Annotated in this window: 23 protein-coding genes; 17 read left to right on the forward strand and 6 right to left on the reverse strand. The window is 32.3% G+C overall.

Annotated features, from left to right (window positions below):
- Positions 1-113: 113 nt before the first annotated feature.
- From ACHRVZ_RS21065 to murI, 8 genes are all read left to right on the forward strand, one after another.
- Positions 114-773 (forward strand): CBS domain-containing protein, encoded by a 660-nt coding sequence (locus ACHRVZ_RS21065; protein ID WP_395424996.1) that lies wholly within the window; start codon positions 114-116, stop codon positions 771-773.
- 91 nt (positions 774-864) lie between these two features.
- Complete coding sequence (locus ACHRVZ_RS21070; RefSeq protein ID WP_395424997.1) at positions 865-1,752, forward strand: NAD kinase; 888 nt, start codon at positions 865-867, stop codon at positions 1,750-1,752.
- 173 nt (positions 1,753-1,925) lie between these two features.
- A complete protein-coding gene (locus ACHRVZ_RS21075; protein ID WP_395424998.1) occupies positions 1,926-2,615 on the forward strand; it encodes a DUF6089 family protein in 690 nt (229 codons plus the stop codon).
- Between the two features lie 5 nt (positions 2,616-2,620).
- On the forward strand, positions 2,621-3,361 hold the full coding sequence (locus ACHRVZ_RS21080; RefSeq protein WP_395424999.1) for an isoprenyl transferase: 741 nt from the start codon (positions 2,621-2,623) through the stop codon (positions 3,359-3,361).
- Positions 3,294-6,041 (forward strand): outer membrane protein assembly factor, encoded by a 2,748-nt coding sequence (locus tag ACHRVZ_RS21085; RefSeq protein ID WP_395425000.1) that lies wholly within the window; start codon positions 3,294-3,296, stop codon positions 6,039-6,041. Before ACHRVZ_RS21080 ends, ACHRVZ_RS21085 begins: the two co-directional genes overlap by 68 nt.
- 47 nt (positions 6,042-6,088) lie before the next feature.
- Complete coding sequence (locus tag ACHRVZ_RS21090) at positions 6,089-7,087, forward strand: OmpH family outer membrane protein (RefSeq protein ID WP_395425001.1); 999 nt, start codon at positions 6,089-6,091, stop codon at positions 7,085-7,087.
- Positions 7,088-7,102: 15 nt separating this feature from the next.
- Complete coding sequence (locus tag ACHRVZ_RS21095; protein ID WP_395425002.1) at positions 7,103-7,606, forward strand: OmpH family outer membrane protein; 504 nt, start codon at positions 7,103-7,105, stop codon at positions 7,604-7,606.
- Between the two features lie 152 nt (positions 7,607-7,758).
- A complete protein-coding gene (gene murI, locus ACHRVZ_RS21100) occupies positions 7,759-8,535 on the forward strand; it encodes a glutamate racemase (RefSeq protein WP_395425003.1) in 777 nt (258 codons plus the stop codon).
- 4 nt (positions 8,536-8,539) lie between these two features.
- Here the strand turns inward: murI and ACHRVZ_RS21105 are convergent, their stop codons facing one another.
- Positions 8,540-9,775: an aromatic hydrocarbon degradation protein gene (locus ACHRVZ_RS21105; protein ID WP_395425004.1), complete on the reverse strand. Its 1,236-nt coding sequence runs from the start codon at positions 9,773-9,775 to the stop codon at positions 8,540-8,542.
- Positions 9,776-11,104: a DUF4270 family protein gene (locus tag ACHRVZ_RS21110; RefSeq protein WP_395425005.1), complete on the reverse strand. Its 1,329-nt coding sequence runs from the start codon at positions 11,102-11,104 to the stop codon at positions 9,776-9,778. It abuts the gene before it with no gap.
- 281 nt (positions 11,105-11,385) lie between these two features.
- On the opposite strand from ACHRVZ_RS21110, the gene ACHRVZ_RS21115 reads away from it, so the two are divergent.
- The 6 genes from ACHRVZ_RS21115 (at position 11,386) to ACHRVZ_RS21140 (ending at position 16,171) form a co-directional block, all read left to right on the forward strand.
- Entirely contained in the window at positions 11,386-12,177 is a 792-nt protein-coding gene (locus ACHRVZ_RS21115; RefSeq protein WP_395425006.1) for a DUF6268 family outer membrane beta-barrel protein, read from the forward strand.
- Positions 12,178-12,193: 16 nt separating this feature from the next.
- Entirely contained in the window at positions 12,194-13,201 is a 1,008-nt protein-coding gene (locus ACHRVZ_RS21120) for a Kelch repeat-containing protein (protein WP_395425007.1), read from the forward strand.
- Positions 13,191-13,523, forward strand: coding sequence for a DUF4907 domain-containing protein (locus tag ACHRVZ_RS21125; protein WP_395425008.1), 333 nt, complete (start codon positions 13,191-13,193; stop codon positions 13,521-13,523). The genes ACHRVZ_RS21120 and ACHRVZ_RS21125 overlap by 11 nt, the downstream gene beginning before the upstream one ends.
- Positions 13,524-14,630 carry a sensor histidine kinase gene (locus ACHRVZ_RS21130; RefSeq protein WP_395425009.1) on the forward strand — a complete coding sequence of 369 codons (1,107 nt, stop codon included), beginning with the start codon at positions 13,524-13,526 and terminating at the stop codon, positions 14,628-14,630.
- Positions 14,631-14,642: 12 nt separating this feature from the next.
- Positions 14,643-15,353, forward strand: coding sequence for an intradiol ring-cleavage dioxygenase (locus ACHRVZ_RS21135; protein WP_395425010.1), 711 nt, complete (start codon positions 14,643-14,645; stop codon positions 15,351-15,353).
- Between the two features lie 101 nt (positions 15,354-15,454).
- On the forward strand, positions 15,455-16,171 hold the full coding sequence (locus tag ACHRVZ_RS21140; RefSeq protein ID WP_395425011.1) for a LytR/AlgR family response regulator transcription factor: 717 nt from the start codon (positions 15,455-15,457) through the stop codon (positions 16,169-16,171).
- Positions 16,172-16,186: 15 nt separating this feature from the next.
- On the opposite strand, the gene ACHRVZ_RS21145 is transcribed toward ACHRVZ_RS21140, so the two are convergent.
- Together ACHRVZ_RS21145 and ACHRVZ_RS21150 are read right to left on the reverse strand one after the other, a co-directional pair.
- Positions 16,187-16,705, reverse strand: coding sequence for a gamma carbonic anhydrase family protein (locus tag ACHRVZ_RS21145; protein WP_395425012.1), 519 nt, complete (start codon positions 16,703-16,705; stop codon positions 16,187-16,189).
- A 9-nt stretch (positions 16,706-16,714) separates the two neighbouring features.
- Positions 16,715-17,704 (reverse strand): type IX secretion system membrane protein PorP/SprF, encoded by a 990-nt coding sequence (locus ACHRVZ_RS21150; protein ID WP_395425013.1) that lies wholly within the window; start codon positions 17,702-17,704, stop codon positions 16,715-16,717.
- A gap of 143 nt (positions 17,705-17,847) precedes the next feature.
- Here ACHRVZ_RS21150 and ACHRVZ_RS21155 point away from each other — a divergent pair, with 143 nt between their 5' ends.
- The 3 genes from ACHRVZ_RS21155 (at position 17,848) to ACHRVZ_RS21165 (ending at position 20,214) form a co-directional block, all read left to right on the forward strand.
- Positions 17,848-18,747 (forward strand): NifU family protein, encoded by a 900-nt coding sequence (locus ACHRVZ_RS21155; RefSeq protein ID WP_395425014.1) that lies wholly within the window; start codon positions 17,848-17,850, stop codon positions 18,745-18,747.
- 155 nt (positions 18,748-18,902) lie between these two features.
- The gene (locus tag ACHRVZ_RS21160) at positions 18,903-19,313 is read left to right on the forward strand and encodes a YtxH domain-containing protein (protein ID WP_395425015.1); all 411 of its coding nucleotides are present in this window, start codon (positions 18,903-18,905) and stop codon (positions 19,311-19,313) included.
- Positions 19,314-19,401: 88 nt separating this feature from the next.
- On the forward strand, positions 19,402-20,214 hold the full coding sequence (locus tag ACHRVZ_RS21165; protein ID WP_395425016.1) for a mechanosensitive ion channel family protein: 813 nt from the start codon (positions 19,402-19,404) through the stop codon (positions 20,212-20,214).
- An 8-nt stretch (positions 20,215-20,222) separates the two neighbouring features.
- On the opposite strand, the gene tsaB is transcribed toward ACHRVZ_RS21165, so the two are convergent.
- Together tsaB and ACHRVZ_RS21175 are read right to left on the reverse strand one after the other, a co-directional pair.
- On the reverse strand, positions 20,223-20,897 hold the full coding sequence (gene tsaB / locus ACHRVZ_RS21170) for a tRNA (adenosine(37)-N6)-threonylcarbamoyltransferase complex dimerization subunit type 1 TsaB (RefSeq protein WP_395425017.1): 675 nt from the start codon (positions 20,895-20,897) through the stop codon (positions 20,223-20,225).
- Between the two features lie 34 nt (positions 20,898-20,931).
- Entirely contained in the window at positions 20,932-22,224 is a 1,293-nt protein-coding gene (locus ACHRVZ_RS21175; protein ID WP_395425018.1) for an efflux RND transporter periplasmic adaptor subunit, read from the reverse strand.
- Position 22,225 lies beyond the last annotated feature (1 nt).

Consider the following 22,225-nt stretch of genomic DNA (forward strand, 5'->3'; position numbering starts at 1 on the left):
AATAGATAATTAATTCTAGTAACACTATATTTGTTACGACAAAAATACAAAGTAAAACGTAGCAGTTTTTGCTATTTTTTGATTATTTTGCATGAAATATCTTCAATTGATTTATGACAGAAATTACAAACTATATCACCAATGATTTCAGAGCGATTGATAGTCAGGAAACGATATCCTCGGTTCAGGACTTTTTTGCTGATTTGAATTTTTCACATTTTCCAGTTTTGGAAAACGGGATTTTCATTGGAAGTATCGCTTCTGATGATGTTGAAACTTTTGACGCAGACAAAAAAGCGATTGACTACAAATATACCTTAGAACGTTTTTTTGCTAGAAAATCTATGTTGTGGCTAGATGTTTTGGAAGTTTTTGCTAAAAGTCATACTAATGTAATTCCGGTTCTTGATGAAAATAATATTTATATTGGATATTATGAAATCGAGGACATCATGAAGTTTTTTCAGGAAACTCCATTTCTAAAAGAACAAGGCGGAATTATTATTGTACAAAAAGGTCTTTTAGATTATTCTATGGGGCAGGTAACGCAAATTGTAGAAAGTAATAATGGAAAAATTCTAGGCTGTTTTATATCTGAAGCCGATCTGGAAAACGTTCAAATTACAATAAAAATTGGTGTTGGTCCAATGAATGAAATCATCCAGACTTTTAGACGTTACAATTACGAAATCATCTCAGAACATCAGGAAGACGCTTATATCAATAGCTTAAAAGAACGTTCTGATTATTTAGACAAATACCTTAATATTTAAATTAGAAAATTGGTCAATGAGAAAATTAGAAAATGATCTCAACTAATAAATTATCAAATTAACAAATTTCCTCATTATCTAATTAAACAGAATGAAAGTAGCCATTTACGGACAGTATTATCAAAACAGTACAGAGCCCATTATCAAAGATATTTTTATGTTCTTCAACAAGAATAATGTCGAAATGGTAATTGAAGAGAACTTTCTAAAAATGCTTTACGAAAAAGAGCTTGTTAAAAAGGAATACAAAACCTTTTCTTCAAATACCTCTTTGGATGATAGCTTTGAAATGCTAATTAGTATTGGTGGTGACGGAACAATTTTAAGAGCCGCTACTTTAGTTCGAAATTCCGGTGTACCTATATTAGGTATAAATGCCGGAAGACTTGGATTTTTAGCAACTGTCCCTAAAGAAAGTATTGACAATTTTTTACAATTTACTATTGATAAAAACTACACCATTTCTGAGAGAACTTTGCTGAGTTTAACCTGCGAACCAAAAAATGATGCAATTGAAGACAGCTTAAACTTCGCAATGAATGAAGTTACAGTGAGCAGAAAAGATACTACTTCGATGATCACTGTTGAAACTTATTTAAACAATGAATACCTAAATTCATATTGGGCAGACGGATTAATAATTTCAACACCAACAGGCTCAACAGGATATTCATTAAGTTGTGGCGGACCAATTCTAACACCAAATGTTGAAAGTTTAGTCATTACACCAATTGCACCACACAATTTAAATGCCAGACCACTTGTTATACCAGATGACACTGAAATCAAACTTCGTGTTACAGGTAGAGAAGATCAGTATTTAGTTTCTTTAGACTCTAGAATTACTTCTATAAAAAACGAATCAATTTTAAAGATTAAAAAAACCGATTTTAAAATAAAAATGGTCGAGATACCAGGCGAGACTTTCTTAAAAACACTAAGAAATAAATTGCTTTGGGGAGAAGACAAGAGAAATTAAGCTCTTTTCTAACTCATCACTATACGATAATACCACATTTTCCCGTTCTGCATGTAGCGAATCATCATTAAATGTCTCGAAATCATATTGTAAATTGAAAAAAAAGCACATTTAACTAAAGGAACGTTGATTCGTATCGATAATTATTATATTTGCACGCAATTTTGAATTAAATGAAGAAAATTTTTAATTTATTGTTATGTTTTTTCCCCTTTATTACACTAAATGCTCAAATCAACGAGCTTGGTGTTTTTCTTGGTGGAAGCAACTTTGTTGGTGATGTTGGAAGTACCACTTATATTGCTCCGGAAAAATTAGCTTTTGGCGTTTTATACAAGTGGAACAAAAGTCCGCGTCACGCCTATCGCTTTTCATACACACAATCAACTGTTGTTGGAAACGACCTTGATTCAGATGAAACAGGAAGAAACAAAAGAGGCTATCGTTTTGAAAACAACATAAAAGAGTTCTCTGCAGGATTAGAATTCAATTTTTTTGATTTCAATTTACATGATTATCATCCAAAAGTAACTCCTTATGTATTTTCAGGAGTAAATTTTTTCATTTATGATCAGTTGTATCGCTTTAAAACAACACCAAACACCGTACATTCGCAAAATTCAAATTCGTTTGCTATACCTATTATATTAGGAATAAAATCAAACATAGCACCGCATTTGGTTCTTGGAGTTGAAGTTGGAGCACGTTATACTTTTACAGATGACATTGATTCAAGCAATCCAAATACAAAAAACACAAACATATTCCAGTTTGGAAATTTAAATAATAATGATTGGTATGTCTTTTCAGGTGTAACTTTAACTTATACCTTTGGACAAAAACCTTGCTATTGCGCATATTAACAACAATGAATTTAATAGACTCTATAGATCACACAAACTTACCCAAACACTTGGCCATTATTATGGACGGGAATGGTCGTTGGGCAAAACAACAAGGTTTTTTAAGGGCATTTGGCCATGAAAACGGAACAAAGTCTGTAAAAAAAACAATTACAACCTGTGCTAAACTTGGCATTGAATATTTAACGCTATATGCTTTTTCTACTGAAAATTGGAATCGTCCAAAACTAGAAGTTGAAGCATTGATGAAGATTCTAATCAATTCCTTGAAAAAAGAACTTGGTACTTTACAAGAAAACAATATCAAACTTAATGCAATTGGTAACCTTGAAAAACTACCAAAATCAGCTCAAAAAGAGCTTTTAGATGTAATTGACAAGACAAAAAATAACACTCGTCTCACTCTAACCCTGGCTTTAAGTTACGGATCAAGAGAAGAATTGGTAAATGCCGTGAGAATCATCAGTGATAAAGTTAAAAATAATATAATTTCAATAGACGCTATTGACGATTCAATTATAAATGAGCATCTTTACACGCAAAATTTACCTGACGTAGATTTATTAATAAGAACAAGTGGAGAACATAGAATAAGTAATTTTTTGCTGTGGCAGATAGCTTATGCAGAATTATATTTTACTAATGTCTTATGGCCAGACTTTAAAGATCAAGATTTATATGAGGCTATTATTAGTTATCAAAAAAGAGAACGTAGATTTGGAAAAACCAGTGAACAAATTAAATAATTTTTTAGTGTTACAAAAAAGAATACAAATAGTCTGTACCCTGATTCTTTTGGGTAGTTTTTCACAAATAAAAGCACAAGAAAGAGTTCCTTTTGATCAAGGAAAAAAATATATTCTTGCTAAAGTTTCTGTTGTTGGTAAAATAAGCTTCAATGAACAAACTGTGGTTACTTTCTCTGGTCTTCAAAAAGGGCAGGAAATAACTGTTCCAGGTGAAGAAATTAGTAGTGCAATTAAAAAATTAGGAAAACTTGGTCTTTTTGATGAGATTTCGTTTTACGTAAATAAAATTGAAAACGATAGTATCTATCTAGACTTAGACATTGTTGAGCTGCCAAAGCTAAACGAAGTCAAATTTGTTGGTATTAAGAAAAGTAAAGTAGAAGGTTTAATTAAGGACAACAATTTGACTAAAAATAAAATTGTCAACGAAAACTTAATTACGACAACTAAAAACTATATTGAAAACAAATATAAAAAAGACGGTTTTTACAACACCAAGGTTACCATTACAAACACTCCCGACACCATTAATGGTCATCAGGTAAATATGCTTGTTCGGGTAGACAAAGGTGATAAAGTAAAAATCAGCAATATTGATTTCATTGGTAATAAACAACTTACCGGAAATCAACTTAGAGCTGCGATGAAAGACACGAAACAAAAAAATATTCTTCGTGTTCTAAAATCATCTAAATTCATACCTGAAAAATATAAGACTGACTTAGAAAAAGTTGTTGCAGCTTATAAAGAAAAAGGATATCGTGATGCACGTATTATTTATGATTCTGTTACTTATAACAAGGAGAAAAATATGCTTGGGATCAAAATTAAAATGGAAGAAGGAAACAAATACTACTTTGGTAATATTAAGTTCTTAGGAAATACTGTTTATTCTGATCAATCTTTAAATCGTTATTTAGGAATTAAGAAAGGTGAAACTTATAACGGCGTTTTACTTGAAAAACGAATCTCAGACAAATCAAAACCTGATGCAGAAGATATTACAAACTTATACCAAAACAATGGTTATTTGTTTTCCAATATTAATGCCGTAGAGGTAAAAACGGTTAACGATACTATCGATTTCGAAATTAGAGTTACTGAAGGTCCAATTGCTTATTTCAACAAAATATCTGTTGTAGGAAATGACAAAACAAACGACCACGTTATTTATCGTGAGCTTAGAACTAAGCCAGGTGAAAAATATAGCAAAGAACAATTAGTTAGAACTATTCGTGAAATTGGACAATTAGGATTTTTTGATCCTGAGGCAATTGATCCAAAATTCAAAAATGTTGATGCTGCTGCAGGAACTGTAGATATCGAATATCATGTTGTAGAAAAAGGATCTAGCCAAGTCGAGCTTCAAGGAGGTTACGGTGGTGGTGGTTTCATTGGAACGTTAGGATTATCTTTTAATAATTTCTCAGCCCGAAAATTATTTGACAAAGAAGCATACAAGCCTTTACCAATGGGAGATGGTCAAAAAGTAGCACTTCGTTTACAAGGAAGTACTTACTTCCAAACTTATAGTTTATCTTTCTCTGAACCATGGTTTGGAGGAAAGAAGCCAGTACAGTTTAGTTCATCTATCTCATATAGTAAACAATTCTTAAACAATTACGCCACTAACACAGTAGACAAAAGCAAAAGCTTTAACATCTTAACATTACAAGTTGGTTTAGCAAAAAGACTTACTGTGCCGGATGATTATTTCGTATTGTCACAATCTCTTAGTTACCAACATTATGATTTAAATAACTACAACACCGGTTTATTTACTTTTGGTAACGGAGCATCAAGAAACTTAGCATATACTATCGGATTGTCAAGAAGTAATAAAGGGGTTAACCCAATATTCCCAACTTATGGTTCAGAGTTTAGTATTTCGGCAAAAGTAACTCCTCCTTACTCATTGTTTAATGGTATTGATTATGGTGATTTACAAAATCAAAAAGAGTACAAGTCACAATATACAGGAGTACCGACTTCTGGTGTAGATGGACAACCGCTTAATCCTGGTGATTATGTAAAAACTGAAACAGTAAACGGTCAAACAGGAACAGTAAGTGTTGGATCTGATTATGCAAATGCAGATACTGATCAAGGAAAAGTAGATCAAAAGAAATACAACTGGTTAGAGTACTATAAAGTTAAATTTAAAGCAGACTGGTATACTAAAATTTATGGTAAATTAGTTCTAAGAACGTTAACAGAGTTTGGTTTCTTAGGAGCTTACGATCAATCAAGAGGAGTTGTACCATTTGAACGTTTCTACTTAGGAGGAGACGGTATGGCCAATTATTCTATGGATGGTAGAGAAACTATTCAGTTAAGAGGTTATGAAAACAATGCTTTAACTCCTGTAAATGCAAATGGAGATCCAATTGGAGCAACGATCTATAATAAATTCTCTATGGAGTTACGTTATCCAATTACATTAAAATCTTCTGCGTCGATTTATGCATTGGCCTTTTTAGAGGCTGGATCATCTTATCCAACGTTTAAGGATTATAACCCATTTGATTTGAACCGCTCAGCTGGTGTTGGTTTACGTGTATTCATGCCAGCATTTGGATTATTAGGTATTGATTGGGGTTATGGTTTTGATCCTCAACCTGGAGAAACTAAAGCACATGGTAAAGAAATTCACTTTATTATTGGACAACAGTTTTAGTAGAAATTTTAGTACATTTGTTTGAAATTTTGAAATAAACTAATGTTATGAGAAAACAATTTTTATTTATATTTTTAGCCCTGATTGCAGCAAATACAATTGATGCTCAAACGAGAACAACAAGGATTGGCTACATCGACATGGAATATATTTTGGAAAATGTTTCTGATTATAAAGAAGCTAAAGCACAATTAGAGTTAAAAGCTCAAAAGTGGAAACAAGAAATAGAAGCAAAGAAACTTGACATTAATAAACTTAAAGAAAGTCTTAAAGCTGAAAGAGCTTTACTTACTAAAGAACTTATTGATGAAAGAGAAACTGAGATAAAATTTCTAGAAGATGAAATGCTAGATTATCAGCAAAAGCAATTTGGAGCTGATGGAAATCTAATTCATCAAAAAGCAGCATTAGCCAAGCCTATTCAAGACCAGGTTTTTACTGCGGTTCAAGATATCGCTGAAGCAAAAAGTTATGATTTTGTTTTTGACAAATCTTCAGATTTAACAATGCTTTTTAGCAATAAAAAATTTGACATTAGCGATCAGGTTATTCGTATTCTAAACAGAACTGACAAGCGTGAGCAATTAACTAAAAAACAGTTAAAAGATCAGGAAATAAAAGAAAGTAAAGAAAACGCGATTGATGAAAATCCGGCATTACAAGATCGTCAAAAAGTATTAGATGAGAAAAGAGCTGCCAGAGAAAAATTAATTGAAGATAGGCGATTAGAACAAGAAGCTAAGAAAAAAGAATACGACGACAGAAGAAAAGCAATTGCCGCAGAAAGAGAAGCTAAAAAAAATGGCACGGTTTCTGAACCTGCTAAAACAGAAGCAACAAAAACTGATGCCACAGCAAAACCAGCTGATGCAGGAACACCGACAACAACTGAACCTGCTGTTGATAAAGCTGCAGAAAGACAAAAACTTTACGAACAGCGTAAAAAAGAATTAGAAGAAAGAAGGAAGAAAATTTTAGAAGAAAGAGAAGCGGCTAAAAAAGCAAAAGAAGCCGAAACACAAAAAACAAATACGACCAATAATTAATTAATATTTTTAAAAATGATGAAACAAATCAAAACTTTACTAATTGCTGCAATACTAATTTTAGGAGCAAGTAACACAATGAACGCACAAGCTAAGGTAGCTCATGTTGATGTTAGCGAGATTATGTCGAAAATGCCTGCAATGCTAGATGCACAAAATCAACTACAAAAATTAAGTGGTACATATGATGCAGAATACAAAAAAATGGTTGACGAATATCAAGTAAAAATCAAAAAGTACGAAGCTGAAGCTACAACTGTAACTGAGGCGGTTAATACAGACCGTTCTAAAGAAGTACAAGACATGCAAAAGAGAATTGTTGACTACAGAGACAATGCTCAAAAAGAATTGCAACAAAAAGAAACTGACATCGTAAAACCATTAATGGAAAAAGTAAGAGCTTCTATCCAAAAAGTTGGAAAAGCTAAAGGTTTCCAATATGTATTAGATGGTTCTACTCTTTTATTAGCTGATGGTCCAAACATTACTGCTGATGTAAAAAAAGATTTAGGATTCTAAAAAACGAATTTCTTTCAATTAAAACTGTTCAAGCTTTTTAAAAGTTTGGACAGTTTTTTTTTACAATAAAATAAGATTAAAAATCTAAAAAATTCGCAGATTTCCTTTAAATTGGAATATCAATTTATTTCAAAAAACACTAAATTTGTATTATGACGAACAACAATCCTATAGGCGTTTTTGATTCTGGTATTGGAGGAACTTCCATCTGGAGCGCCATTCATGACCTACTTCCAAACGAACAGACTATTTATTTAGCCGATAGTAAAAATGCTCCATATGGCCAAAGAACCAAGGAAGAGATTGTTGCTTTAAGTAAAAAAAATGTTGACTTTTTACTCGAACAAAATTGCAAACTTATCGTTGTAGCCTGTAATACAGCAACAACAAATGCCATTCGAGAACTTCGTGAAGATTATGACATTCCTTTTATCGGAATTGAGCCTGCTATAAAACCGGCAGCAAACAATTCGAAGACACAAGTCATTGGTATCTTAGCAACAAAAGGAACCCTAAATAGCGAGCTGTTTAATAAGACAGCAGAAATGTTTCAAAACACCAAAATAATTGAACAAGTAGGTTATGGACTTGTTCAACTAATTGAAGATGGCAATTTAAATTCGCCAGAGATGACACAATTACTCGAATCTTATTTGCAACCTATGATTGATGCAAATATTGACTATCTGGTTTTGGGTTGTAGCCACTACCCGTATCTAATTCCACAGATTAAAAAAATCCTTCCAGAACACATTCAGATCATTGATTCCGGCGAGGCGGTTGCGAGGCAAACTCAAAATATTTTGCGTGAAAATGTGGGTTTCACAGACAACTCTAAAAGCGACCCAGTATTTTATGTCAATTCAAATCCAGAAGTTTTAAAGTCAATTTTAGAATACAAATACCCTGTTATCGAAAAGGATTTTTAAAATCTTATTCTATTTTTCGCTTGACGAACCAAATACCATCCAAAGATAAATTGAGTGAAATTTTATGATAATTTTCTTTGATTAGATTATCTGAAATCCTTCCCTTTTGTCCGTACGAATAAGAAATATTTAAAGAAGAATACGTGTTTTCAATTGGCAAAGAAAGTCCAAAAGAAATAGCAGCATTATTTACTCTTTTTCCGTCGACTTCAAGATAACCAGTATCAAAATTTACACCGGTGGCATATTGAACTCTATCCCAATATTTACGGATATTTTTCTTGGCGCTATACGTAAATCCAAGGGCAAATCGGTCCTGATTTACAAAATCACCATACAATTCAGACTGACTGGTATTACTCCATAAACTTTTCTCGTAATCCAACGTCATGTTTAAGTTATTCTTGAAACGTTTACTGATACCTATGCCCATTTCTAATGGCATATAATAATCATCTGTATCTGATGCTACATTAGACTCGACAGTTGTGACAACTTCATCGGCAACTGTTTGAACCGTCTGAACTTTAGACGCTTTAATTTGAGTTGGTAATTTAAAAGTTGTTGCAATAGTAAGAGTCGAATCGATTTTATATTGCGCTCCTAATGTAGCACGCAAACCACTATAATTTGTTTTTTTCTGAATACTTGTAATAGAATTCAAAATTAAAAAACTTCTATTATCATTGGTGCTGCCAAACAACACTGAAGCTGTTGCTCCTAGAGACAATTTTTTTCCGAATCGATATCCGTATGCTAAATCAAAATTATTCAAACCACCAGAACCTGTAGCCGTTAGATAATAGTAATCTAAACTATTTTCAATAGGCAATTTTAAATTAGAAATTTTAAAGGTCGTGCTGGAGTATGGCCGTAATGAAGCACTAAAACCAGAATTCTTAGTAACCGGAAATGCAAAAGCAATGTGTGAGAATTGAAAATTGTTCCGACTTTCGCTTTTCGAACCACTTTGATAAGTTGTCATTATGGCTTTTCCACCAATATCAAACATAAAGTGATTTTGAGACATAAAGCCTAACGATGCCGGATTCAAATTATTAATAAAAGTACTCGACGGCAAAGCCATTCCTGAAGAACCAATTGAAGGAATTTCTCCAAAATCAGAATCATACAAACTCCCTACTCCATATAATGAATATGGTGAGCTTGAAATACTTTGAGAGAATGAAGTTAGCGACATCAAAATGAAGCAACTTAAATAGACTATTTTACTTTTCATTTAGTAAGAGATGTAATAAATTTTAAGCAGAATTTTATTGTTCATGTGTTTTTGGTCTCCCAAAACAATTCTATTTACAGTTTTAGAAATACCGGGTAATGTGAGAATAAGTGATGATCTCGAATCAGACTGTTTTAGCATTTCTTTTTGCAAAAAATTACCTATCGGAATTAAGTAACCTATATTTTCATTGAATTCATCACTTTTTTTATTGAGAATACCATAAACTGATGTTCCGGCAGAATTCACTAGCGAAGCGCTAATTCTATTGAGATTATCACCAACATAAATTTTTAATGAATCTGCCAAAGGATATTGTTCTGAGTAGGAATTATTAACTGGTCGTAAAACTAACTGAGCGTCGACAATAGCGCCTTTATCTGAGAGATATTTTAACTGTTTGATATTAGGAAAATCAATTCTACAGGCCACTCCTGTTCCAGATTGTATAAATCCCTCATGATTCGTTAACGAACTTGATAACTTACTCGTTGAAATAGGCAGATTTTGTATTACAGTTCCTGTTTTATCTAATGAGATTGAATTAAATTGTTTTGTCTCGTCTGAAATATTAAGATCAATAAAATAAGGCGTCTCTTCTGTTTCTGCCTGATATTTGGAATAATACAAACGCACTTTGCTTGTTGCAACATGAAAGCCCACAACACTTGCTGAATTAGAAGTTGAAGGAACAAGAACCAATCCTTTTAAGTATTCATTAAAACTATCAAAATCTGTAACTTCTCTCTTCTTTAATTTTTGAAAAAGGGCAGCTCCAAAAGCAGCGCTCATTTTAATATTAATAGAATCTTTTTCAAGCGGCCTGGGTTTATACGAAATAGTACCCAGACTTTCATCACTATAACTTAAAGCTGAATTATTATAAAAATTATTGTCGTCTGTGTTTGGCTTTACTTTTTGAATCAATCGATGAATATCGAACGTTTGCACCTTTGTAGTATCTCCATAATAATATTTATCATATTTTAAAATCATAGAAATCGAGTCAAAAACATAATTAGTCGTTTCAGTATCTGAGCCGCTATTAATTAAAGCATAAGTACCAGGAGTTACTTGAAAATAACTATTCGATTTTACTTTTCCATAAATTGGATCGTCATAGTTTCCAATTAAAATTCGGCTTTGATTAGAGGTTACTAAAGAGTCAAAATTTATGGTTGACATCTCTACAGAAACAGTATCAATCAAAACAACTTTATTACTTACGGCTAAATAATCTGATCCAACAACAAACTCACCAGCGTCAGAATCTGTTCCGCATGAAAACACGGTCATGGCAAAAAGCAATATCAATATAAACTTGTGCATAATCAATTTTTTGAACAAATATAAAATGCACTCACCTGCACCGCACTATAACATATACAGTCTCGCGTTTTTATACTATAAACAGCAAATAATCATCTACAATAGATTAATACAAGTCAATACATCATTCGACATTAAAAAAGGCTAATTAGTCTATCAAAAACTGCCATACATATATCTTCTTTTTTTTAAAACCATTAGGCGCCTACTTTTGAACCAATAAATAAGTAATGAAAATAAGGTTTTTAATTAGTACACTTTTTTTGATTCCATTTTTTGCTATGAATGCTCAAGAAAATTTTTCGGTAAACATGAATTTAAAAACAGAGCCTACTGATAAAATTGATTTTACTGAAAGTAGTATCGGCATATCGTATACTAAAAAACTAAGCGATAAAAACAAGATAACAAACACGTTAGAATATTCGAACTTAAAAATAGATTATGATCTGGGAATTAATAGCGCTATTGGAAATCCGGATAGATTAAATCAGATTCAAAACAAATTTGAAATTTCGCACGAACTTTCAAACTCAACCAATCTGAATTTTTCGATCACGCCTACTGTAAATTTTCAAAGAAATCTGGATGTCAATGATTTCTCCCTTTTGGGAAGTTTTGAGATTAATAAAAAAATAAATACAAAAACAACAATTAATATAGGAGCTGCGAGAGCGACTGTTTTTGGCTACCCTAAGTTCATTCCTACTCTATCATTAAACTATAAAATAAACAATGAAAGTAATGCACTTATTGGTTTTCCGGATTCAAAAATTTCGTACTCAAATAATATTCGAAACAAGTTTAGTCTAACAAATAGCTTTAATGGAAATTATTATCATTTAGACACACAAAACGATCTGTCTAATAATGCTACAAAAGTCACTTTATCACAAATGACCTCAGCATTTGAATATGAACGGAATGTCGACAAAAACTGGTTTCTAAATTTTAAAGCCGGATATGATTTTGACAAAAAATATAACCTGATAGACAGTGACGATCATAAAGTACATGATTTTAATATCGGCAATGGATATGTTTTAGGAATTGGCATCAAATACAAACAATAAATAAATTTAATACACTATGAATAATTTAAAAAAAGGAATATTATTCGCGACACTGTTTTCGGCTCTTGTTTTTATAGGCTGCAGCAACGATGACGATGATGATGATTTGGTAGGAAACTGGGTTAAAAAATCAGCATTTGATGGGCCAGCAAGATCTAGTGCAACCAGCTTTGTTATTGGCGATTATGCGTATGTCGCAACGGGTTATACCGGAGATGTTTATTTGAAAGATTTATGGGCATACAATTCAAACGGAGATTATTGGGAACAAAAAGCTGATTTTACAGGTGTTGGAAGAAGCTCTGCATCAAGCTTTACTCTTAACGAAAAAGGATATATTGGACTTGGTTACGACGGAACTAATAAACTAAAAGATTTTTACCAGTATGACCCATCTAGTAATAGTTGGACGCAAAAAACTGACTTTGCAGGAACTGGCCGTTATGCCGCTGTAGGTTTTCAGGTGGGTGGAAAAGCATATTTTGGAACAGGTTATGACGGAAATTATTTGAAAGACTTTTATCAATATGATGATCAGGCAAATACATGGACACTTGTAAACGGATTTAGCGGAAACAAAAGACGTAATGCAACTGTTTTTGTAATTGGCGACAAAGCGTACTTTGGAACTGGAATTAACAATGGTGTTTATCAGGAAGATTTTTGGGAATTTAATCCTTCTACTGATGTCTGGACTAGAAAACGTGATATTGACAAAGACACTGACGACGATTACACTTATAATGACGAATACGCAGTGGTGCGTTCGAATGCCTCTAGTTTTACGATGAATGGATTAGGATATGTTGTTGGAGGTGAAAGCATCAAAACTATCTGGGAATACAATCCAAGTACTGATTTATGGGTAGAGAGAACTCCTATGGAAGGTGCAAGCAGAACTGATGCTGTTGGATTTGCAATCAATAATCGTGGTTTCTACATGTTGGGAAGAGTAGGCTCTACTTACTTTGATGATGCTTGGGAATTTAAACCGTTAGACGAACAAAGTGACGATGATAATTAATACAAAAAGACAATTCTTCTGGTGTAAAATCCAGAAGACTGTATTGCTTACAATACTTATTTTACAATTTTTAGCCTGTGCGAAAAATGAACCTCTTAAAATCGAAGCCTTCAAAACTACGTCAGGTTGGGGTTATTCGATTGCTTTAAAGAACAAAATCATCATCAAGCAGGCTATTATTCCAGTTATAAACGACAACAAAAGCTTTTCGTCAGAAAGTGATGCATTAAAAGTCGCTGATTTAGTTGTAAAAAAACTCAATCAAAACATATCACCAACGGTAACGAAAAATGATATAATTTTATTAAAAATAAAATTATAAATGAAACTAGACGCCATTAAAAATACAAGTTCAAATAAAATTTTATTCCATTGCATCATATGGATTTTCTTTATTCTGACTTCATTAATTCAGTTTTATGAAAGTCCGTTTAAAATCAACGCTGACTTTTATGTACAATGGACTACAGGAATTATTTTGTTTTATCTGAACTATTTTTATTTGGTACCTGTCTTACTTTTAGAAAAAAAATACTGGCTTTATTTTGTATTTGTATTTGCTGTTATCCTACTTTTTATGATCATCAGGATTAACTATTTCATTCCTGATTTTAAACTCGCGAGAGGACGAATGATGCCTCCTCCTGAACATATTAAGTTAATGTATAAAGGCGCTAAATTTAGAAAAACCTCGATGTTAACGGCACAGCCTTTGTTTTTTAAAATTGGACCATCATTTTTCTATATTTTAATTATTACCATTAGTGCCATTATTAGAACACTAACAGAATTTTATAACAACCAACAAAACAAATTAATTGCCGAATCACATCGAACAAATACCGAATTAATTTATTTGCGAAAACAAACCAATCCGCATTTTTTATTCAATTCATTAAACAGTATTTATTCTCTGGCACACAAGAAATCTGATTTGGTCCCTGACGCCATCGTAACATTATCAGAACTAATGCGGTATATGCTGTATGAAACAGATAATAAAACGGTGGCTTTAGAAAAAGAAGTCAATTACATTCAGAATTACATTGAGTTACAAAAACTCCGTTTAAACAATATTGAAGACATTGTTATCAATGTTCATGGCGATACAAAAAACAAATTTATAGAACCATTATTATTGATCTCATTTGTTGAAAATGCTTTTAAATACGGAACAGATTATAAAGGTGCTGCTCACGTAAAAATTAAGATTTTCATTCTTGACAATAGTCTTGATTTTTGGATTGAAAATACGATTGAAAATTATGTAAAGGATCCAGATAACTCTGGAATTGGATTAGTAAATATTCAAAATCGTTTGGATTTACTCTACCCAAATGCACATAAACTTACCATAACGCAAGACAATCAATATTTTCGTGTTCATTTGAATTTAGAATTAGATAAAATTCAGACTGCAATTAAATAAATACAACTGATTATGGACAGAAAAAAATTCATCCGAAATGGTATTTTAGGCATTGCTTCGTTAGCAACTGCTACCAAAATTTTAGAATCTTGTTCTAAAAATGACAATGATGACACTGGAACAAACGCTTCTGGAGACGGAAGTTGCACTGTTTCACCATCTGAAACAAAAGGGCCATTCCCTATTAAAACTCCAAGTCAATTGGTTTTAGAAAATATAAAATCAGATAGAATTGGCGTCGCTTTACTTATCAATTTGGTGATTGAAAATAAAAATAATAACTGCGAGCCTTTATCTAATGTACTGGTCGATGTTTGGCACTGTGATAAAGACGGAAATTATTCTGAATATGGTGGAACTTCAATGCAACAAACTGATTATACTTCAGTCCATTTTTTAAGAGGAAGACAAACTACCAATTCAAAAGGAGAAGTATCATTTATTTCGATTTTTCCTGGTTGGTACCAAGGCCGGGCACCACATGTTCATGTCGAAGTTTTAACCACTAGCGGATCATCGTTATTGGTGACCCAAATTGCTTTTCCGGAAAATGTTTCAAGTACAGTTTATTCAAGCACAAATTATAGTGCCCACGGTCAAGCCGATACATCAAATACAAAAGACAATGTTTTTTCAGACAGTTTATCAGACGAATTAGCCACGTTAACCGGTAATTTAACTGATGGTTATACATTAAGCAAAACCATTACAGTAAACGGATAATTTTGCACCCAACCAGTATTTTATGATAATTTTAAAACTTAATTCACTGGTTTAAAACTACTTTTGATCCAAAACAAAATTTAAATTTTAAACTTCAGCAGATGAAATGTGTAATTATAGACGATGAACCATTAGCGGTTGAGTTATTAGAAGATTTTGTTCGAAAAGTAGATTCACTTGAATTAGTGCATACGTTTAACAACGCAATTGATGCCGTTTCTTTCATCAATCAAAATAATATTGATTTGATTTTTCTGGACATTCAGATGCCACATTTCTCTGGAATTGATTTTTTAAATACAATCGAAAAAAAACCTTTAGTTATTTTTACAACCGCTTTTTCTGATTATGCTGTAGAAGGATTCAACCTTGGAGCTGTCGATTACTTGGTAAAACCAATTCCGTTTCATCGTTTTTTAAAATCGGTTGTAAGAGCACAACAAGTTTTAAATCCTACAACGGCTATTCAGGCTATCTCTGAAAATACTACTGCACCTGAATTAGAACAGGATTTTATGTTTGTAAGGGCAGAATATGAAAACGTAAAAATGAACTTTTCGGATATTTTATTTATTGAAGGCTTAAAAGATTATGTAAAAATTTACACGACAGATAATAAATTCACTCTGACTTTAATTAGCTTAATTAAGCTCGAAAATTTACTTTCGAGTAAAGGTTTTTCACGAATTCACAGATCTTATATCATCAATATAAAACATGTAAAATCAATACAAAAAAATAAAGTTTTGATTAGCGATAAACGAATTCCGATTAGTGAAAGTTATAAAAATGCTTTCTTCGAAAGAATCAATTTGTAGTTTATTTTTTAAAATTTATTCTTCGTCCTTAAACCAGCCTGAATACATCACATAATTATTTGAAATACGCTCAATTTCTCCCGCAAAGTCAGATTGGTCAATATCTTTTACTTTCTTCGCTGGAACACCCGCGTAAATACTCCCTGAAGTTACTATTGTATTTTGAGTTACAACAGCTCCCGCAGCAATAATTGAGTTGCTTTCGATTACACAATTATCCATTACAATAGCTCCCATTCCAATCAGGACATTATCTCGAACGGTACATCCGTGTACAATTGCATTATGTCCTATAGAAACATTATTTCCGATAATAGTAGGATGTTTTTGATACGTACAATGAATTATAGCTCCGTCCTGAATATTAACTTTATTACCTATTGAAATGAAGTTGACATCGCCACGAATAACGGCATTAAACCAAACGCTGCACGAATCTCCAAAAGACACATCGCCAACAATTGTAGCATTTTCGGCAACATAACAATCCTCTGGAATCAAAGGTGTTTTTCCGTTTACAGATTTAATAAGCATAATAAAAATTTAATTAATCGCCGGACAATTACAGTCGTAACGTTCCTTTTTACAAAATAAATTAATTCCTAAAGTAATTTGATGGTATCCACCGGTATCAAATTTAACATCACCTGTAACTTGCGAATATGTATAGGCAAACATAAAATTCTTATAATTAATTCCAATTATAGGCGTAATATATTGTAGTTTTTGTGTTGCAACTCCACTTGTAGTGCCGTATTGTGTTCCATCAAAACTTCTTCTGTAAGACAATGCAGCCCATATACTTCCAAAGTCCATGTTTTTGTAAGCTTTTAAGTTTAAATCGATTGATTTCTCTTTCGTTTTATCAAACAATTGAAACAAAACTGAAGGCTCCCAAGTAATATTTTCTCTTTTACCAAAAACATATCCGGCACTTAAAAGAAACTTTCTAACATTATCACTTTCATACTCTGTATATAACTCTCTTCTGGTCTCTAATAATCCCTGAACGGTTGCGTGCGCATAAAAATCAAGGTAATTGTACGACGCTCCAACATCCATATTAAAATAAGAATCTTTTTGTATTGAACCAAAAACGATAGGATCAAAAGTAGTTCCAAACTTAGTTTCGTCTAATTGACTCTGAATCACTCCACCACTTATACCAAATGAAAGTTGATTTAAATCTATTTCATCTCTTGAAAACATGATATGATGTGCATAAGTAAGCTTTACACCTTTTTGAGAATGATACCCGTTTTTATCATTAAAAATAATAATTCCGGCACCGGAGCGCTCTCCTACTCTTCCATTAAAAGTCAAAGTTTGAAGTGAAGGTGCATCTTCCTGACCAAACCATTGTTTTCTTGCAGTCAGTCTTATTTTGGCACAATTCGCCGCACCCGCCATTGATGGATGAATCAAGTAATAATTATCTGATAAATAATCTGAATAAACAGGGATTCCCTCTTGCGAATAAGAATACATCGACACGATTAGAAAAACAAATAAAACCTTGATTTTAAATCTCATAAAGGCAATTTTATTTAAATATATTTTAGACTCTCATAATTTAATACGATTAATTTGAAAAGAGTCTTAATTATTTTATTAAAAAACCAAATATAGGTATTAGTAGAAAATAACTTTACTAAATTTGTGAAAAATTACAAATCATGACAAAAATCACCATAAAAGAAACTCAAAATCCTACTATCCTAAAGTTCGAATTTGAAGATTTCATTACTCAAAACCAAAATTTTGAGTTCAAAAATATCGATGAAGCACAATCATCGCCTTTGGCACAACAATTATTCTATCTTCCGTTTGTAAAAACAGTTTACATTTCAGGGAATTTCATTGCTATCGAAAGATATAGTATTGTAGAATGGGATGATGTAAAAGATGCCGTTGCTGAACAAATTACTTCATTTGTTGACAAAGGTGGCGTTATTATAAAAATTGACGAAAATCAGACCAAAAAACAACCAATTACAGTTTATGGAGAAACAACTCCAAATCCTGCAGCTTTGAAGTTTGTTGTAAGCAGAATGCTGACTAGAAATGCTGTTGAATACAAAAACATAGATCAAACTGCTTCTTCGCCATTGGCAAAAGAGTTGTTTAAATTTCCTTATGTAAAAGAGGTTTTTATTGATGAAAATTATATTTCAGTAACCAAATATGATATCAACGATTGGAATGAAATCACTTTAGAAGTTAGAACATTCATCAAACAATTTATTGAAAATGGTGGAACAGTTTTAGATGAAACTTTAATTGAGGTTGCGACTAAAAATGACATCACTAAAGATGAAGCATTTGATAAATTAGATGTGACATCACAACAAATCATTAACATTTTAGAAGAATATGTAAAACCAGCGGTTGCGGCTGACGGTGGAAATATTGCTTTTGATTCTTATAATGAAGAGGACAAAACAGTAAAAGTAATTTTACAAGGTGCTTGCAGCGGATGTCCGTCATCTACTTTTACTTTAAAAAGCGGAATCGAAAATATGCTAAAAAGCATGCTGAATGATGAAGCAATTAAGGTAGAAGCAATAAATGCATAAAAAAATTACCAAATAAGAAAGAAAGCGTCTCAGAAATGGGACGCTTTTTTCATAAACACATATCTCGTTAATAATCAATAAATTATTCAAGCAATAACACTATAATTCTGTAAAAATGGTTAATATTGTATTATAAACTAATCAATATTAAAACTATGGGATTATCTTCGTTTTTTAAGAATTTATTTGGCACTGCCAAAGATTCTGCTACTGATTTGGCCAATCAAGCCGAAAGTACTTTTGAACAAGCTAAAGAAGCTGCTGCTCCTTATATAGATAAAGCAGAAACTTTTGCAGAAGAAACTTTTGCTAAAGCTAAAGAAGCTTCAGAACCAATAATTGACAGCGCAACTCAATATGCACATCAGGCAAAAGATATTGTTAGCGAGTACGTTGAAAAAGCTTCAGATTCAATAAGTGATGTAATCGATTCTGTAAAAGAAAAAACTACTGAAGTTGTAAGCGAAACCAAAACAGTTGTTTCTGAAACAGTAGCAGATGTTACTGAAAAAACAGAAACTAAAACGGATGAAATTATTGACGAAGTTTCTGATAAGGAATCGTAAACTCGTTTTTCTTATAAAAAGAAATATCTTTATATTTGCACAATTAATACACCTTCTCTTTTGAGAAGGTTTTTTTATTCTAAAAAATATGAATCTCAATCCAGATCAAGTTAGCGGTTACGTCACAAAGTTTATTGACGTCTTAGTTGATTACTCTCCAAAATTAATCTCTGCATTTATAATTTTATTTGTTGGTATATATGCCATCAGATTAATAAATAGAATTATAACCAAAGTAATGGTCCAAAGAAATTTAGATCCTACATTAACAAAATTCTTATCAGACATCTTAATATGGGCATTGCGAATTTTATTATTTGTAACCTTTATTTCAAAATTAGGAATCGAAACTTCATCATTTGTTGCCATTTTGGGAGCAATGGGACTTGCGGTAGGTTTGTCATTACAAGGTTCTCTCTCTAACTTTGCCGGAGGAATGCTAATTATTGTGTTTAAGCCTTTTAAAGTGGGCGATACAATTGAAGCACAAGGTGTAATTGCAACTGTATTAGAAATTCAAATTTTTGTTACCAAAATGCTTACCGGCAATAATCAAACAGTGTTTGTTCCAAATGGAGCTTTATCAAACGGAACGATTATTAATTACTCTATGCAGGGAGAAAGAAGAGCTGATTTGACTTTTGCTATCTCTTACGATTCTGATATTAAAAAAACAAAAGATATACTTTTGAATGTTTTAAACACAAACCCTAAAGTGCTTAAAAAACCTGCTCCAGAGGTTTTTGTAAAAAACTTAACAGCAAGTTCTGTAGAATTTGCAGTGCGCCCGTGGGCAAAAAATGCCAACTACGGAGCTGTTTTTTCTGATACTTTAGAAAACTGTAAAACAGCTTTAGATGAGGCCGGAATTTCAGTCCAGCCGTATACACTGCAAAAATAAAAAAGGTTTTATTGTTTTTTTGATGGAGGTGCCATCATAAAATCTTTTAAATAATAAGGTTCAAAATAAGCGACATCTACAATGTCGCTTTTTTGATATTTATCATAACTAATTTTACTCATTGCTGCTGCCGAAGGATATTTAATTTCTTCTAAAAATACAAAATTTGATTTTGTCAAAACTGTTTTGCATTTATCAGCACAATCACCAACGAAGTAAACAGTATCTGTATAAGCCGCAAAAGAATCTTCAGTTATAATTTCGGCCTGAATAACTCTTTCTACTTCTAAATTAGCATTAAACACTTCACTATAAACTTCCATTCTTCTCGCATCTAACATCGGAATAATTTTACCGTCAGCTACTTGGGCTTGTGAAGCTAAAGTCTGCAAAGTATCAACGGCAATTAACGGTATATTTAATGCAAAACACAATCCTTTTGCAGATGAAACTCCAATTCGTAAACCAGTGTAAGAACCTGGTCCCTGACTAACAGCAACAGCCGCTAAATCCTGAACCGTAACTCCGGCTTCTGCAATTACTTCTTCAATAAAGACATGTAGTTTCTCTGCATGCGAATAACCTTCTTCGGCAATTTCTTTACATATAACTGTTTCACCATTTTTAGCAATGGACACTGAACAATTTTTTGTAGCTGTTTCTATATTGAGAATAAAAGACAAAGTTTATAATTTTAAAAATTGATATTAACGTAACTTATTTCTTTGGAGCATCTGCTTTTTTAAGCTTTACTTTATCTCCTGAGTTTAATTCTTTAGAAACCGTTGTATAAGGACCTGTAATTACAACATCGCCAGGTTTTAAACCCGTCAATACTTCAATATTAGTATCATCCTGAATTCCGGTTTTAATGATTCTGATTTTAGCTTTATCACCAACTTTAACAAAAACACATTCGAATTTCTTATCGCTTTTTGGTGCTACTTTTTTGTCTTCACTCGGATCTTCTATTTTAAAATCTTTTACTGCAGTTGTATCTGATTTTACAACAACCGAACTAATTGGCACTGCCAAAACATTGTTTTTAGTTTTTGTAATGATATCAACTGTTGCAGTCATTCCTGGTCTAAAAGGCGAATATGTACTTGGCTGACCTTCTAACAAATCTTGATAAGATTCTTTTAGAATACGAACTTTAACTTTAAAATTAGTTACCTGATCTGAAGTTAATGTTGAGCTCGCCGAATTAGAAATACTAGTTACAACACCTTTGAATTTCTTTTTTAAATAAGCATCAACTTCAACATTTGCTTCGTCACCTATTTTAACTTTAACAATATCATTTTCATTTACATCAACTTCAACTTCCATATTGTTAAGATTGGCAACTCTCAAAAGCTCTGTTCCTGCCATTTGCTGCGTTCCTAAAACACGCTCACCTAACTCAACATTTAGAACTGAAATTGTTCCATCTGCAGGTGCATAAATTAAAGTGCGCCCTAAATTATCTCTGGCTTCTGTAACAGATGCAGATGCACTCTGAACATTGTAATAAGCATTTTGTTTTGTTGCTTTTGCTACTTCATAAGACGAAACTGCTTTATCCCAATCCGATTTCGAAATTACTCCTTTATCGTAAAGTGTTTTGTTGCGCTCATAATTTGCTTTCGCTTCTTTATAACTAGCTTCAGACTGTGTCAAACCTGCTTTAGTTCCAGATAAATTAGCAACTGATCTATCTAATCCTGACGTATATAAATCGGGATTTATCTTTACTAATAAGTCTCCTTTTTTAACAACCTGACCTTCTTTTACATTTAGTGCAATAATTTCACCTGAAACCATTGACGAAAGCTTAACTTCAATTTCCGGTTGAATTTTTCCGGTTGCCGAAACTGTTTCGACAATTGTTGATGCCATTACTTTTGAAATCTCTACTTCTTTTCCTTCATCCTTATTTCCTATTACTCCCGCTTTTGAAAGACCAATTAAGCCTACAATAATAACAATAGCACCGCCTACTAAGAAATAAATTGTTTTTTTTGACATA

It is taken from the genome of Flavobacterium sp. FlaQc-57 (assembly GCF_044007395.1).
In the GTDB taxonomy this organism is placed as follows: Bacteria; Bacteroidota; Bacteroidia; order Flavobacteriales; family Flavobacteriaceae; genus Flavobacterium.